Consider the following 13,542-nt stretch of genomic DNA (forward strand, 5'->3'; position numbering starts at 1 on the left):
CGCGACTTATAAGACCTATAAACAGCCAACTCCGTGAGCGAGCGGCTTTCCGCGCGTGCCTTTGGGGTGGAAGGGGGTTTTTTCAGGGTTTCCTCAAGGAATCTTGTCGCGAATCTCAGCCGAAGTTTTCCCCATGACCAATATGCACAGCGAAGAGGCGTCAATTCAGAAGGGAAAGGGCCTGTTCAAGGCAGAAGTTGTCGTGACTCCCTTTGAGGACCGGATGGTCGTCAGAAAGGACTACAGCAGATACAGGAACACCCTGTTATCGCCCATAGCCAGTTTCATCATCGGGAGAGAGACCAAGCTTCTGCGGCGGGTCAGGGATCTCCCGTGCTGCCCGGATCTCGTCAGGGTGGACGACAAGTTCAGCTTCACGATGGAGTACATTGACGGGAAAAACGTCAGGGAGTCGGTCAGGAACGGAGCCCGGATCAGGTTTCACGACATCCTGAAGGCGATCAACATGCTGCACCGCAACGATATCATTCACAACGATCTGCGCGGGGCGAACATCCTTGTGGACCGGCAGGGCGGGATTTTCATCGTCGATTTCGCCTCGGCCATCGTCATTCCAAGGCCGTTGCGCTTTCTCAAGACGCGGCTGCGCTGCCTCGATCTTGCCAGCGCTCTCAAGATCAAGAAGAAGCTATTGAACCAGCCGCTCACCGAGAAGGAACTCAAGATAATGAGCGGGCGCAAGTGGTTGAAAGCGGTGCAGTACGTCTGGAAGCAGCAGATTCTCCGACTGTTCGGCCGCAGATAGGCATGCGCCGGGGGCGGAGCCGTGCTCTACAATCCATGTGGCTGCAGGCGGAGCGTCCTGCATGGCAGCCATCCACCTGGAGCAATGGCCATTGGCTTCGACAACTCTCCCGCGCATGTCTCGTCGAGTCGCTGCGGGAGTCCTGCTGGTTTCGCTGGAGCTGCTCGCCGGCTGCGCCACCTTTCGCACCCTGAATGCCGGCAAGCCCGACACGCCGCTCGTCTACTCCGGTACCCGTCTAGACTGGTACGCGATGCACGGCGGCTGCTGCCCGCTCGACCGCTTCGGCGCCGAGCCGCCGCGGTATCCTGCCGTCGACCTGCCGGCCAGCGTTCTGCTCGACACCCTGTTCCTGCCCTTCACCCTGGCCGCCGAACTGGGGGTGGCGCTGAACGTGTCCGGCGGCCTCTGAGCTTGACGGATGCTCAGGCCATCTCCACCCGGTTCCGCCCGGCGTGCTTGGCCTGGTAGAGGGCGGCATCGGCGCGCTTGAGAACCTCCTCGACGCTGGCGACGCTGGCGGCGCTGTCCGGCCAGTGCGCCACGCCGGCCGAGAGGGTGACGCTCGGGCAGTCGGCGCAGCAGGTGTTGCCCATCTGGGTGCGGACCCGCTCGGCGACCTGGCGGGCGGCCTCCAGGCTGGCGCCCGGCAGGAGCATGACGAATTCCTCGCCGCCGCTGCGGCAGAGCAGGTCGCTGGCGCGCGAGCAGTCGCTCATCTGCTGGGCGAGATGCTGCAGCACGCGGTCGCCGAATTCGTGGCCGTGGTTGTCGTTGACCTGCTTGAAATGGTCGATGTCGAGGGCGATGGCTGCGAAGGGCTGCCGTTGCTGCTGCCACCGTTCCAGCTGGGCCTGCAGGCAGCGGCGATTGCCCAGGCCGGTCAGCGGATCGGTGAGACTTTCCTGGCTGAGCTTGCCGAGGCGTTGGTGGAGCAGCGCCAGGCTGGCGAGTATCGCGCGCTTGAGCTGGTCGGCCTCGAAGTACCAGGCATGGAGGCGTCGTACCTGTTCCGGGGCTTCCTCGGTATCCCAGTGCTGGGCGCTTCTGGCCAGTTGCCAGAGTGGCCGCGAGATCAGGTGCGACAACCACCAGATACCGGCCAGCGACAGCAGCAGCATCGGCAGGGACAGGCGCAGGATATTCAGCATCAGGCCGTCGAGCTCCTCCAGGGCGAGTTCCAGGGGCCGCTGGGCGACGATGTCCCAGCCGCTCGCTGTCACCGGCGCGAAGCCGGCGAGCGTCTCGATGCCGCGGGAGTTGGTTAGGGCCAGGGTGCCTTCCTCGCCGCGGATCAGCCGCTCGACCACCGGGTTGCCGGTGGCGATCTCGCCAACCCGCCCCTGATCCTGGTGGTAGATCAGCCGGCGATTGCGGTCGACCACGTAGAGATAGGTGCCGTCCTGATAGAAGTGCTCGCCGAGCAGGGTGTGCAGGATGTTCTCGTGCTGCAGGTAGAGGCTGCCGCCGATATAGCCCTGGTAGCTGCCGTCATCGGCGAAGATCGGCTGCGAAATGAAGACCACCAGCCTGTTCGTGGCGCTGACATAGGGATCGCTGATCAGCGGGCGGCGCTTGTCCAGTGCCTCGCGCGCGCCTGCGCTGTCGAGCATCTGGCCGAGCAGACCGAGGCTCTCGGGCGAGGCTGCCATCACTTTGCCATCATGACGGACCACGAAGGCCGAATTGAAGTGGCGGTTCTGGCGGATCAGGCGCTCGGTTTCGTCGGCCAGCCGTTCCGGCTGGCTCATCCGCTCCACCAGCAGGCCGGCGCTGTAGGCCAGCTGCTGGTGCATGCTGCCGAGCAACTGTTCGGCGCTCTGGCGTAGCTTGGCGGCGTAGACGCGGTTGGCCTCCAGGGTGTGGCGGATCAGCAGGTCGCGCTGGGTCTGGTAGCTGGCGTGGAAGCTGTTGAAGAAGCTGAACAGGGCGACTGCCAGGCTGAGCAGGAGAATCAGGCGGCGGAGGTCGAGCCGGGTGTGGATACGCATGGACATGTCTGGCAAGGGACGGGCCGTCCCCCTTCCGTGCGGGGCGGGCATCGATTCCTGGACGCGTCATGGAGTCCCTGCCATGCCGCCGGCTTCATAGCATATGGCCGTTATCGGCTCGGGCCATAATGCAAAGGTCAGAGGCGTCGTCCGGCTTGCCCGCTTTCCGCCCGCTGCGCAGATAATGCGCGGGCGAGGCTCGCGGGAGGCGGGCGGATATTCATCGGAGGCATAGTGAAGCAACAGGCGCAGTTTCATATCGGCTACTGGTTCATCGCCGTGCTGGGGTTCGTGCTCATCCAGAGCCTGCTGACCGAGCAGCAGCAGGTGGCGCAAATTCCCTACAGCGAGTTCGAGCAGTACCTGAAGGAGGGCAGGGTCGAGGAGCTGGCGATCACCGAGCGGCAGATCGAGGGCACGCTCAAGGAGCCGCTGCCCGGCGGCCAGACCCGCTTCGCCGCCACCCGCATCGAGCCGCGGCTGGCCGAGCACCTGCAGCAGTACCCGGTGCGCTACGCCGGCAAGATCGAGAGCACCCTGCTGCGCGACCTGCTGTCCTGGACCCTGCCGGCGCTGATCTTCTTCAGCCTCTGGCTGTTCCTGCTCAAGCGTATCGGCGGCGGCCTCGGCGGCGGCATGATGCAGATCGGCAAGAGCAAGGCGAAGGTCTACGTCGAGACCGACATGAAGGTGACCTTCGCCGACGTGGCCGGGGTCGACGAGGCCAAGGACGAGCTCAAGGAGATCGTCGACTTCCTCAAGGACCCGAAGACCTACGGCCGCCTCGGCGGGCGCATGCCCAAGGGCGTGCTGCTGGTCGGCCCGCCGGGCACCGGCAAGACCCTGCTGGCGCGGGCGGTGGCCGGCGAGGCGAAGGTGCCGTTCTTCTCGATCTCCGGTTCCGAGTTCGTCGAGATGTTCGTCGGCGTCGGCGCAGCAAGGGTTCGCGATCTGTTCGAGCAGGCGCGGGCGCAGGCCCCGGCGATCATTTTCATCGACGAGCTGGACGCTCTCGGCCGCGCCCGCGGCGTCGGCCCGCTGGGCGGCGGGCACGACGAGAAGGAGCAGACCCTCAACCAGCTGCTGGTGGAGCTGGACGGCTTCGACACCTCCACCGGGCTGGTCCTGCTGGCCGCCACCAACCGTCCGGAAATCCTCGATCCGGCGCTGCTGCGTGCCGGCCGCTTCGACCGCCAGGTGCTGGTCGACCGGCCGGACAAGGCCGGGCGCGTGCAGATCCTCCAGGTACACCTGAAGCGGGCGCAGCTGGCGGCCGACGTCGATCCGCAGCAGATCGCCGCGCTGACCCCCGGCTTCACCGGTGCCGACCTGGCCAACCTGGTCAACGAGGCGGCCCTGCTCGCCACCCGCCGGCGTGCCGAGGCGGTGAGCATGGACGATTTCACCGCCGCCGTGGAGCGCATCGTCGCCGGCCTGGAAAAGCGCAACCGCCTGCTCAACCCGAAGGAGCGGGAGATCGTCGCCCACCACGAGATGGGCCATGCGCTGGTGGCCATGGCTCTGCCGGGGATGGACGTGGTGCACAAGGTGTCGATCATCCCGCGCGGCATGGGCGCGCTCGGCTACACCATCCAGCGGCCCACCGAGGACCGCTTCCTGATGACCCGCGAGGAACTGGAGAACAAGATGGCGGTGCTGCTCGGCGGCCGTGCCGCCGAGTGGGTCATCTACTCCCACTTCTCCACCGGCGCCGCCGACGACCTGGCCAAGGTCACCGACATCGCCCGCGCCATGGTCACCCGCTACGGCATGTCGGAACGCCTCGGTCATGTCACCCTGGAGCGCGAGCAGCACAGCTACCTGGGCGTCGAGCAGCTGTACGGCCTGCCGGCCCGCCACGAATACGGCGAGACCACCGCGACCGCCATCGACGCCGAGGTGCAGGCGATCGTCGAGCGCGCCTTCCAGCGCACCGTGGCCCTGCTCGAGGAGCGCCGCGAACTGCTCGAGCGCAGCGCCCGGCGCCTGCTGGAGGAGGAAACCCTCGATGCCGAGCAGCTGTCCGCCCTGGTCGGGGAGGCGCAGGGGAGTCCCGTCGAATCATCCGGAGCGACGCCACAATGAGCGAAGAACACGACGACTCCCGCCCGCTGCCGCCCGAGCCGCCCCAGGAGGGCGAGTGCTGCGAGGATGGCTGTGGCGAGGCCTGTGTCTGGGAGCAATACCACGAGGCCCGCGCCGAATACGCCCGGGCACTGGCCGAGTGGCAGGCGCGTCAGCCCCAGGATGCGGTGAAGTAGCGAGTCTTTAGCGCCCCAGTCGGTGCAGCTCCTCCGCCTCGACGACGCGTACCCCGTCCTCTTCCTCCAGGGCCAGGCGCCAGAGGGCGCGGGCCAGGGTGCAGGGGTCGATGGCGCGGTAGTGGCTGGGGGTCAGGCGCAGCAGCGGGTCGCTCAGCTGGTCGAGCAGGCGCAGTTCGCGGCGCGGGCCGAGCAGCTGGGTCGGCCGGGCGAGGGTCAGCTGCGGCCAGTCCTGGGCCTTGAGGCCTTCCTCCATTTCACCCTTGACCCGGCAATAGAGGCGCGACGAGTGCGGGTCGGCGCACTGCGCGCTGATCACCAGCAGGTGGCGGGCGCCCAGCTCGCGGGCGCGGCGGCCGAAGGCCAGGACCAGATCGTGGTCGATGGCGCGGAAGGCTTCCTGGCTGCCGGCCTGTTCGGCGCTGCTGCCGAGGCAGCAGAAGGCGGTGTCGAGCGGCCCGCTCAGGCGTGGCAGCAGGTCGGCCAGCGGGCCCTGGGGGTTTTCCAGGCGCGGATGCTCGGCCAGCGCCTGGCGGGTGGGGGCCAGCACCCGGGCGATGGTCGGTTCGGTAAGCAGGCGATCGAGCAGGTGCTCGCCGGCCAGGCCGGTGGCGCCGGCGAGCAGGATGTGCTGAGGCGTCAGGTACATGGGGCGATCCTCGCGCAAGGTGATCGAGCGGTCGGCTGGCGCAAGTGCGCTCCGTGCAGCGGCCAGTACTACCGTTTCGCTTGTTGTTATGAGTTGTAGTGTGGCCCAAAGCCCTTGTTCCTGCCCGCTGGCCTTTGCCAGCCGGTCGGGTAGGCTGTCGCGCTTTATGGCGAGCCGCTGTGCCTGCCTATAATGGGCCCTTTCCCGTCCGTCTGTCCCGGCGCGCGCCCTGGCATTGGGGTTTTTTCAGGCAGGCGGCTCGACCGCGGAGGTTCATATGTTGTTGCGAGGCCTCACCTGGCTGGTGCTGTTCCAGTTGCTTGGCACGGCCATCCAGGCGCTCTGCCTGCCCATGCTGCCGGGGCCGATCATCGGCCTGCTGCTGCTATTCGTCTATCTGGTCTGGCGCGGCGAGGTGAGCGCGCCGGTCCAGGAGGCGGCCACCACGCTGCTGCGCTATCTGCCGCTGCTGCTGGTGCCGCCGGCGGTGGGGCTGATGGCCTATGTCGATGCCATCGCCGCCGACTTCTGGGCCATCGCCGGGGCGCTGCTGCTGTCCCTGCTGGTGTCGCTGGCCTTCGTCGGCTGGCTGATGCAGCGGCTGATCGAGCGCCAGGCGCGTCGGGAGGAGGAGGCATGAGCTTCGACTGGCAGGGGGCCTGGCAGGCGCTGGTGCAGCATCCGTTGTTCGCCTTCGGCATCACCCTCGGTGCCTACCAGCTGGCGGTGGCCGCCTACGAGAAGACCCGCTGGGTGTTCCTGCAGCCGGTGCTGGTGTCGATGCTGCTGGTGATCGGCGTGCTGCTGCTCTGCGGGGTGGATTACGCCGCCTATCGCGACGGCGCGAGGATTCTCACGGTGTTCCTCGGCCCGGCCACGGTGGCGCTGGCCGTGCCGCTGTTTCTCAACCTGAAGCGGATTCGCCTGCTGTTCTGGCCGGTGGTGGCGACCCTGCTGGTCGGCGGCCTGTTCACCACCCTGCTGGGCATCGGGCTGGCCTGGCTGTTCGGCACCGAGCGGCTGATGCTGATGACCCTGGCGCCGAAGTCGGTCACCTCGCCGATCGCCATGCTGGTGTCCGAGCAGATCGGCGGGGTGGCCGGCCTGGCGGCTGTGTTCGTGCTCATCACCGGCATCCTCGGCGCGGTGTTCGGTCCCGCGCTGCTGCGCCGCTGCGGGGTGCGCCATCCGGCCGCGCTGGGCATCGCCCTGGGCCTGACCTCCCATGCGGTGGGCACCTCGCGGGCGCTGCAGGAGGGCGAGGAGTGCGGCGCCTTCGCCGCCCTGGGGATGAGTCTGATGGGGGTGTGCACCGCGATCCTGCTGCCCCTGAGCGTGGCCATGGTCGTCTGAGGAGGCGCGATGGACTTTCCGCTGTTTCCCCTGAATACCGTCCTGTTTCCCGGCTGCCGGCTGGATCTGTCGATCTTCGAGGCGCGCTATCTGGACATGCTCAGTCGCTGCCTGCGCCAGGGCACGGGCTTCGGCGTGGTATGCCTCCTCGAGGGCGAGGAGGTCGGCGAGGCGGCCAGCCGCTTCGCCGCGCTCGGCTGCGAGGCGCTGATCCGCGACTGGCAGCAGCGCCCCGACGGGGTGCTGGAAGTCCGCGTCGAGGGCGCCCGGCGTTTTCGCGTCAATCGCGCCGAGGTGCGGCGCGACCAGCTGACCGTCGCCGAGGTGGACTGGCTGCACGAGGTCCAGGCGGCGCCGCTGGCCGCCGGGCACGCCGAGCTGGCCGCCCTGCTGCAGGCGCTGGCGGAGCATCCGCTGATCGAGGCGCTGGGCATGGGCGGCACGCCGGCGAATCAGCAGGCGCTGGCCAACCAGCTGAGCTACCTGCTGCCGTTCGAGGCCGAGGAGAAGCTGAAACTGTTGGCGATGGGCGATCCGGTGCGCCGCCTGGAGCACATCCAGCACCTGCTGGAGCGCCTGCAGGGCGAGGCGCCGGCCTGAGTCGGCCGCGGGCTCCAGGTCCGGGCGCCTCTGCGAAGAGGCTCGCTCAGAGCTGGTAGATCGTCGCCTGCCAGGGCTGCAGCGAGACGCTTGCGGCGCCGGGCTGCAGCGGCTGCTGCGCGGCGCCGTTGTCCAGCAGCGTGGTGGCGATCTTCAGCCCCTCCGGCAGGTCGTAGGCGACCGTCTCGCGGGTGAAGTTGATCAGCACCAGATAGCGCTTGTCGTCGAGCGTGCGCGTATAGGCGAAGACCTTGGGGTTGGCCGGATCGAGATCCCGGAATTCGCCATGGATGAGCGCGGGGATCTGGCGGCGCACCTCCATCAGGCGGCGATGATGGTGGTAGACCGAGCCGGCGTCGTCGACCTGAGCCGTCGCATTGATCTGCGCATAGTTCGGATTGACCGCCAGCCAGGGCGTGCCGGTGGTGAAGCCACCGTTCGGCGCCGCGCTCCACTGCATCGGGGTGCGGGCGTTGTCGCGGCTGGTCTGGCGCAGATGGGACAGGTATTCCTCCGCCGACACCTTGCCGCTTTCCACGAAGTCGTGCCATTGACCCTTCACTTCGACGTCGTCGTAGTCCTCGATGCCGTGGAAGGGATAGTTGGTCATGCCCAGTTCGTCACCCTGGTAGAGGAAGGGCGTGGCGCGCTGGGTGAGCATCATGGTCGCCAGTGCCTTGGCCGAGACGGCGCGCCATTCGGGACTGTCGTCGCCGAAATGGGAGACGGTGCGGGGATTGTCGTGGTTGGTCAGGAAACTGGTGTTCCAGCCATGGCTGCCGCCCGTGCGGTCGATCTGCGCATAAGCCGCCTTGAGCTCGGGCAGCGTCCAGTCCTTCTTGCGCCAGCCGTCGCGATCGAGCCGGACCAGATCGAAGTGGAAGATCATGTCGAGTTCGCGGCGGCGCGCGTCGGTGAACAGCGGCGCCTGCTCGAAGCTGATGCCGAAGGCCTCGCCGACCGTCATGGCGTCGTAGCGGGACAGGACCTCGCGGTTCATCTCCTGAAGATACGGGTGGACGCGCGGGCCGTTCGCGTAGACGAATTCGGGATGGGCAAGGTTTTCCGCGGGCAGGTCGGGCAGGCCGTCCGGCTTGGAGATGAAGGGGATCACGTCCATGCGGAAGCCGGACACGCCCTTGTCCAGCCAGAAGCGCATGATGTCGTAGACCTCGGCGCGGACCTTGGGATTTTCCCAGTTCAGGTCGGGCTGTTTCCGGGCGAAGTAGTGGAGATAGTACTGCCCGGTGGCCTCGTCCTTCTTCCAGGCCGAGCCGCCGAAGAACGACGGGTAGTTGTTCGGTGCTCCGCCGTCCCTGCCGTCGCGCCAGATGTAGTAGTCGCGATAGGGGTTGTCCTTCGACTGGCGGCTCTCGACGAACCAGCGATGCTCGTCGCTGCTGTGGTTGACCACCAGGTCGATGATCAGACGCATGCCGCGCCTCTTCATCTCGGCGAGCATGCGGTCGAAGTCGTCCATGTTGCCGAATTCGCTCATTACCTTGCGGTAATCGCGGATGTCGTAGCCATTGTCGGCGTTGGGCGAGTCGAAATGCGGGCTCAGCCAGATCGTGTCGACGCCCAGCGTCTTCAGGTAATCCAGCTTCGCCGTGATGCCGTTCAGATCGCCGATGCCGTCGCCGTTCGTGTCGTTGAACGAGCGCGGATAGATCTGGTAGACGACCGCCTCCTTCCACCAGGGCGCGCCGGGGCGGGCGGCCGGGGTTTGCGGAGTGTCTTCTTTCGCCGTGTCGCTGCCTGTGCTCGGGGTGCTCATTGCCGTTTGACATATGGCCAGAGTGCCCATCATGACGCTCAACAGGGTTTTGCGAAAGCTTGCCTTCTGCATGAAATTTTCCTTTTCCGGGCTTGGGTTCTTGTTGTTCGGCGCTTCCCGCTTGCGGCCAGGGCCGTGGCGGGGCAGACAGGGGAGGATGCCTCGTCGACTTCCCTGTTTTTCAGAGGATAAACCTTGGATTTTCTTTAGGTAAAACGATTCAGCATGGCGGTATCGGAATACTGTTGCGTTCGGGCGCCGGGCCGTTGCCCAGGCGCCTGGCCCGAGGTGGCGAAGAGTGCAGGATCTCGAGGGGGGGAGGCTGCCGTTCAGCGGTAGCGGTACAGCGCCAGGGCTTCCGGCAGCGCCCAGCTGGCGGCGCCGCCCAGCAGCGCCAGGCACAGCGGCACGATCAGCCACCAGATGCGGGCGTCGATTCCCTCGAGCGGCGTCTTCCGCTGCACCAGGGCCAGGCTGAGGGCGCAGAAGCCTCCGGCGAGCAAGCCGCCGGCGATGATGTCGGTCGGCCAGTGCACGCCCAGGTAGACCCGCGACAGGGCGATGGCGATGGCCGGCAGGCAGGCGAGCAGCAGCCAGGTCAGGCGCATCCGCGGCGTCTGGCCGCGGCCGGCGAGGATGCCCAGGGTGAGGAAGAAGGCGAAGGCCGCCGAGCTGTGTCCGCTGGGCAGGCTGTAGCTGTGCAGCGGCTCGAGGAGAACCTCCGGACGGCCGCGGGCGAACAGCGCTTTCAGGCCGCCGTTGGCCAGGGCCGTGCCGAGCAGGGCCAGGCCGGCGAACAGCGCCGCGCGCCATTGCCGCAGGGCCAGCAGCAGCAGGCCGAGCAGCGCACCGGCATACAGCTGGGTGTTGAAGTCGCCCAGACGGGTGATCAGTACCATCACCTGGTCCAGACTGGCGTGGCGCTGCTCCTGGATCAGCGTCAGCAGCCCCTGGTCGAGTTCGTGCAACCGGCTCCAGCCCAGCAGCAGGGCGCCGAGCGCCGCCAGGCAGAGGCCGGCGGCCAGCGGTGTGGCCCAGCGCTGGCGGCGCAGGCTGGTCTGCACGATCAGGCCGAGGACCAGCGCCAGTCCCGCCGCCATCACCCCGGCGTCGCTCCAGAAGCCCTCCGGCAGCGGCAGGCGCAAAGCGGCGCCGGTGGCCCAGCCGGGTAGCAGGTAGGCCACCGCCCAGCCGGCGGCGGCCAGCAGGCTGACGGCGATGAAGCGCGGCAGCGGCATGTCGAGCATGCCGGCGATCATCGGCAGCATCGGCCGCAGCGGGCCGATGTAGCGGCCGACCAGCAGGCTGACGATGCCGTAGCGCTGGAAATACACCTCGGCGCCGACCAGCCATTCCGGATGATGGCGCAGGATGGGCAGGCGCCGGATGCCCTGGTGGAAATGCCGGCCCAGGGCATAGGAGATCGCGTCGCCGAGCAGCCCGCCGGCATAGCCCAGCAGCAGGGTCTGGCCGAGGGTCAGGGCGCCGCTGCCGGCCATCGCGGCGACCGCGAACATCAGCACGGTGCCGGGAACGATGATGCCGAGTATCGCCAGGCATTCGACGCAGGCGATCAGGAAGATGGCCAGTCCCAGCCATTCGGGGTGAGAGGTCAGCCAGCCGGTCAGGCTGTCGAGCCATGCGCTCATCGGGCGGCGCTCCTTGTCATGGGCCTGTGAGGGATGGGATGGTTCCGGGCCGGCCGCGCGGGCCGTATCGCCAAGCGGCGCATGATAGCAGCCGCCGCTGGCGGCACGGAGGCCTGTTCCGGGCGCGACTTCTGCCCGAGCATGCTGGGCGCAGGACGGCGGTATCGCTATAATCAGCCGCTTTCCCCGACTGCCAGACCCGAGACCATGACCGAGTCCGTGCTCGACTACATGACCCGCCTGGGCCGCGCCGCCCGCGAAGCCTCGCGGGTGCTCGCGCGCACCAGCACCGCGCAGAAGAACCGTGCCCTGGAGGCCGCTGCCGCCGCCCTGGACGCCGCCCGCGAGGAACTCGCCGCGGCCAACGCCCAGGACCTGGCCGCCGGCCGCGCCAGCGGCCTGGACGAGGCCATGCTCGACCGTCTGGCGCTGACCCCGGCGCGTATCGACGAGATGATCGAGGGGCTGCGCCAGGTCGCCCGGCTGCCCGATCCGATCGGCGAGATCCGCGACATGCGCTACATGCCCTCGGGCATCCAGGTCGGCAGGATGCGCGTGCCGCTGGGGGTGATCGGCATCGTCTACGAGTCGCGCCCCAACGTGACCATCGACGCCGCCAGCCTGTGCCTGAAGTCCGGCAACGCCACCATCCTGCGCGGCGGTTCCGAGGCCATCCATTCCAACCAGGCGATCGCCCGCTGCATCCAGCTCGGCCTGGCCGAGGCCGGCCTGCCGGCGGCCGCCGTGCAGGTGGTGGAGACCACCGACCGCGCCGCGGTGGGCGCGCTGATCAGCATGCCGGAATTCGTCGACGTGATCGTCCCGCGCGGCGGCAAGGGCCTGATCGAGCGCATCAGCCGCGAGGCGAAGGTGCCGGTGATCAAGCATCTGGACGGCATCTGCCACGTCTACATCGACGTCGCCGCCGACCTCGACAAGGCGATCCGCGTCGCCGACAACGCCAAGACCCAGCGCTTCGCGCCCTGCAACACCATGGAAACCCTGCTGGTGCACGCCGCCGTCGCCGCGCGCGCGCTGCCGCCGCTCGGCGAGATCTACCGGGCCAAGGGCGTCGAGCTGCGCGGCTGCCCGCGCAGCCGCGAACTGCTCGGCCCAGGCACCCTGGCGGCGAGCGAGGAGGACTGGTCCACCGAATACAACGCGCCGATCCTCTCGGTGCGCGTGGTGGATTCCCTGGACGAGGCCATCGCCCACATCAACCACTACGGCTCGCACCACACCGACGCCATCGTCACCGAGAGCTTCACCGACGCGCGGCGCTTTCTCGCCGAGGTGGACTCCAGCTCGGTGATGATCAACGCCTCGACGCGCTTCGCCGACGGCTTCGAATACGGCCTGGGCGCGGAGATCGGCATCTCCACCGACAAGCTGCACGCCCGCGGCCCGGTCGGCCTGGAAGGGCTGACCAGCGAGAAGTACGTCGTGTTCGGCGATGGCCACGTGCGCGGCTGATGGCGAAAAAGATCGGAATTCTCGGCGGCACCTTCGACCCCATCCATATCGGTCATCTGCGCGGCGCCCTCGAGGTCGCCGAGCAGTTCGGCCTCGACGAGCTGCGCCTGATTCCCTGCGCGCGTCCGCCGCACCGGCTGTCGCCGCAGGTGTCGGCGGCCGACCGCCTGGCGATGGTGCGCTGTGCGGTCGACGACGTGCCGCCCCTGACCGTGGACGACCGTGAACTTCGCCGCGAGCGGCCGTCCTATACCATTGACACCCTGGAATCTTTGCGCGGCGAGCTGGCCCCGGACGACCAGCTGTTTCTCGTGCTCGGCTGGGACGCCTTCTGCGGCCTGCCGAGCTGGCACCGCTGGCAGGAACTGCTCGACCACTGCCACATCCTGGTCCTGCAGCGCCCGGAGGCCGCCAGCGAGCCGCCGGAAGCCCTGCGCAACCTGCTGGCGGCGCGCAGCGTCGGCGATCCGCAGGCCCTCGCCGGGCCGGGCGGGCAAATCGCCTTCGTCTGGCAGACGCCGCTGGAGGTGTCCGCCACGCAGATCCGCGAACGCCTGGCCAGCGGCCGCTCGGTGCGCTTCCTGGTACCCGACGCGGTACTGGCCTATATCCATGCGCACGGGTTGTACCCGGCGTCGAACTGAACATCACATACGAGCCATCCATGCAGAACGAACAACTGGTCCAGCTGGCGGTCGACGCCCTGGAAGATCTCAAGGCCAAGGACATCACCGTCATCGATGTGCGCGGCAAGACCAGCGTCACCGATTTCATGGTGGTCGCCAGCGGCACCTCCAGCCGCCATGTGAAATCCCTTGCCGACAACGTCCTAGAGAAGGTCAAGGAGCAGGGCGTGCGCCCGCTCGGCAGCGAGGGGCTGGAGGGTGGCGAATGGGCGCTGCTCGATCTGGGCGACGTGGTGGTCCACGTGATGCAGGTCGCCACCCGCCAGTTCTACGACCTCGAGCGTCTCTGGCAGGGCGCGGAGCAGAGCCGGGCCCAGCACGGCGAGGAATGAGATCG

General features: G+C 67.8%; 14 protein-coding genes. 10 read left to right on the forward strand and 4 right to left on the reverse strand.

Translation table 11 applies throughout. The annotated features are described in order from the left end of the window. Nucleotides 1-133 precede the first annotated feature (133 nt). Nucleotides 134-766: a protein kinase domain-containing protein gene (locus EV691_RS03590; protein ID WP_131298828.1), complete on the forward strand. Its 633-nt coding sequence runs from the start codon at nucleotides 134-136 to the stop codon at nucleotides 764-766. Nucleotides 767-881: 115 nt separating this feature from the next. Further along, a complete protein-coding gene (locus tag EV691_RS03595; RefSeq protein WP_131299018.1) occupies nucleotides 882-1,178 on the forward strand; it encodes a YceK/YidQ family lipoprotein in 297 nt (98 codons plus the stop codon). Between the two features lie 13 nt (nucleotides 1,179-1,191). Here the strand turns inward: EV691_RS03595 and EV691_RS03600 are convergent, their stop codons facing one another. Beyond that, nucleotides 1,192-2,757: a sensor domain-containing diguanylate cyclase gene (locus EV691_RS03600; protein WP_131298827.1), complete on the reverse strand. Its 1,566-nt coding sequence runs from the start codon at nucleotides 2,755-2,757 to the stop codon at nucleotides 1,192-1,194. A gap of 234 nt (nucleotides 2,758-2,991) precedes the next feature. On the opposite strand from EV691_RS03600, the gene ftsH reads away from it, so the two are divergent. Both ftsH and EV691_RS03610 read left to right on the forward strand, forming a co-directional pair. Next, a complete protein-coding gene (ftsH, locus tag EV691_RS03605; RefSeq protein WP_131298826.1) occupies nucleotides 2,992-4,842 on the forward strand; it encodes an ATP-dependent zinc metalloprotease FtsH in 1,851 nt (616 codons plus the stop codon). Continuing rightward, complete coding sequence (locus tag EV691_RS03610) at nucleotides 4,839-5,018, forward strand: oxidoreductase-like domain-containing protein (protein WP_242672561.1); 180 nt, start codon at nucleotides 4,839-4,841, stop codon at nucleotides 5,016-5,018. The genes ftsH and EV691_RS03610 overlap by 4 nt, the downstream gene beginning before the upstream one ends. Nucleotides 5,019-5,025: 7 nt before the next feature. On the opposite strand, the gene EV691_RS03615 is transcribed toward EV691_RS03610, so the two are convergent. Beyond that, nucleotides 5,026-5,667: a Rossmann-fold NAD(P)-binding domain-containing protein gene (locus EV691_RS03615; RefSeq protein ID WP_131254930.1), complete on the reverse strand. Its 642-nt coding sequence runs from the start codon at nucleotides 5,665-5,667 to the stop codon at nucleotides 5,026-5,028. 277 nt (nucleotides 5,668-5,944) lie between these two features. Between EV691_RS03615 and EV691_RS03620 the strand changes: the two genes are divergently transcribed. The 3 genes from EV691_RS03620 to EV691_RS03630 are packed head-to-tail and all read left to right on the forward strand — an operon-like array spanning nucleotide 5,945 to nucleotide 7,620. Then, nucleotides 5,945-6,307: a CidA/LrgA family protein gene (locus EV691_RS03620; RefSeq protein ID WP_089169204.1), complete on the forward strand. Its 363-nt coding sequence runs from the start codon at nucleotides 5,945-5,947 to the stop codon at nucleotides 6,305-6,307. Next, a complete protein-coding gene (locus EV691_RS03625; protein WP_039805921.1) occupies nucleotides 6,304-7,020 on the forward strand; it encodes an LrgB family protein in 717 nt (238 codons plus the stop codon). Before EV691_RS03620 ends, EV691_RS03625 begins: the two co-directional genes overlap by 4 nt. 9 nt (nucleotides 7,021-7,029) lie before the next feature. Beyond that, nucleotides 7,030-7,620: an LON peptidase substrate-binding domain-containing protein gene (locus tag EV691_RS03630; protein WP_131298825.1), complete on the forward strand. Its 591-nt coding sequence runs from the start codon at nucleotides 7,030-7,032 to the stop codon at nucleotides 7,618-7,620. 46 nt (nucleotides 7,621-7,666) lie between these two features. Here the strand turns inward: EV691_RS03630 and EV691_RS03635 are convergent, their stop codons facing one another. Both EV691_RS03635 and EV691_RS03640 read right to left on the reverse strand, forming a co-directional pair. Then, on the reverse strand, nucleotides 7,667-9,469 hold the full coding sequence (locus tag EV691_RS03635) for an alpha,alpha-phosphotrehalase (RefSeq protein WP_131298824.1): 1,803 nt from the start codon (nucleotides 9,467-9,469) through the stop codon (nucleotides 7,667-7,669). Nucleotides 9,470-9,726: 257 nt separating this feature from the next. Next, nucleotides 9,727-11,046 carry a bifunctional DedA family/phosphatase PAP2 family protein gene (locus tag EV691_RS03640; RefSeq protein ID WP_131298823.1) on the reverse strand — a complete coding sequence of 440 codons (1,320 nt, stop codon included), beginning with the start codon at nucleotides 11,044-11,046 and terminating at the stop codon, nucleotides 9,727-9,729. 207 nt (nucleotides 11,047-11,253) lie between these two features. On the opposite strand from EV691_RS03640, the gene EV691_RS03645 reads away from it, so the two are divergent. Genes EV691_RS03645 through rsfS form a run of 3 tightly spaced genes read left to right on the forward strand, consistent with a single transcriptional unit; the run spans nucleotide 11,254 to nucleotide 13,537 of the window. Then, nucleotides 11,254-12,519 carry a glutamate-5-semialdehyde dehydrogenase gene (locus EV691_RS03645; RefSeq protein ID WP_131298822.1) on the forward strand — a complete coding sequence of 422 codons (1,266 nt, stop codon included), beginning with the start codon at nucleotides 11,254-11,256 and terminating at the stop codon, nucleotides 12,517-12,519. Beyond that, nucleotides 12,519-13,163 carry a nicotinate-nucleotide adenylyltransferase gene (gene nadD, locus EV691_RS03650; protein WP_089169199.1) on the forward strand — a complete coding sequence of 215 codons (645 nt, stop codon included), beginning with the start codon at nucleotides 12,519-12,521 and terminating at the stop codon, nucleotides 13,161-13,163. Before EV691_RS03645 ends, nadD begins: the two co-directional genes overlap by 1 nt. A 20-nt stretch (nucleotides 13,164-13,183) precedes the next feature. Next, nucleotides 13,184-13,537 (forward strand): ribosome silencing factor, encoded by a 354-nt coding sequence (gene rsfS, locus EV691_RS03655; RefSeq protein WP_039805915.1) that lies wholly within the window; start codon nucleotides 13,184-13,186, stop codon nucleotides 13,535-13,537. Nucleotides 13,538-13,542 lie beyond the last annotated feature (5 nt).

Source organism: Azotobacter chroococcum, from assembly GCF_004339665.1.
GTDB lineage: Bacteria > Pseudomonadota > Gammaproteobacteria > Pseudomonadales > Pseudomonadaceae > Azotobacter > Azotobacter chroococcum.

Coding starts and splice junctions, on each gene's coding strand:
- nadD (WP_089169199.1), top strand. CDS start 12,519: ATGGCGAAAAAGATCGGAATTCTCGGCGGCACCTTCGACCCCATCCAT.
- EV691_RS03625 (WP_039805921.1), top strand. CDS start 6,304: ATGAGCTTCGACTGGCAGGGGGCCTGGCAGGCGCTGGTGCAGCATCCG.
- EV691_RS03635 (WP_131298824.1), bottom strand. CDS start 9,469: ATGCAGAAGGCAAGCTTTCGCAAAACCCTGTTGAGCGTCATGATGGGC.
- EV691_RS03595 (WP_131299018.1), top strand. CDS start 882: ATGTCTCGTCGAGTCGCTGCGGGAGTCCTGCTGGTTTCGCTGGAGCTG.
- EV691_RS03640 (WP_131298823.1), bottom strand. CDS start 11,046: ATGAGCGCATGGCTCGACAGCCTGACCGGCTGGCTGACCTCTCACCCC.
- EV691_RS03645 (WP_131298822.1), top strand. CDS start 11,254: ATGACCGAGTCCGTGCTCGACTACATGACCCGCCTGGGCCGCGCCGCC.
- EV691_RS03630 (WP_131298825.1), top strand. CDS start 7,030: ATGGACTTTCCGCTGTTTCCCCTGAATACCGTCCTGTTTCCCGGCTGC.
- EV691_RS03615 (WP_131254930.1), bottom strand. CDS start 5,667: ATGTACCTGACGCCTCAGCACATCCTGCTCGCCGGCGCCACCGGCCTG.
- EV691_RS03620 (WP_089169204.1), top strand. CDS start 5,945: ATGTTGTTGCGAGGCCTCACCTGGCTGGTGCTGTTCCAGTTGCTTGGC.
- EV691_RS03600 (WP_131298827.1), bottom strand. CDS start 2,757: ATGCGTATCCACACCCGGCTCGACCTCCGCCGCCTGATTCTCCTGCTC.
- EV691_RS03610 (WP_242672561.1), top strand. CDS start 4,839: ATGAGCGAAGAACACGACGACTCCCGCCCGCTGCCGCCCGAGCCGCCC.
- rsfS (WP_039805915.1), top strand. CDS start 13,184: ATGCAGAACGAACAACTGGTCCAGCTGGCGGTCGACGCCCTGGAAGAT.
- EV691_RS03590 (WP_131298828.1), top strand. CDS start 134: ATGACCAATATGCACAGCGAAGAGGCGTCAATTCAGAAGGGAAAGGGC.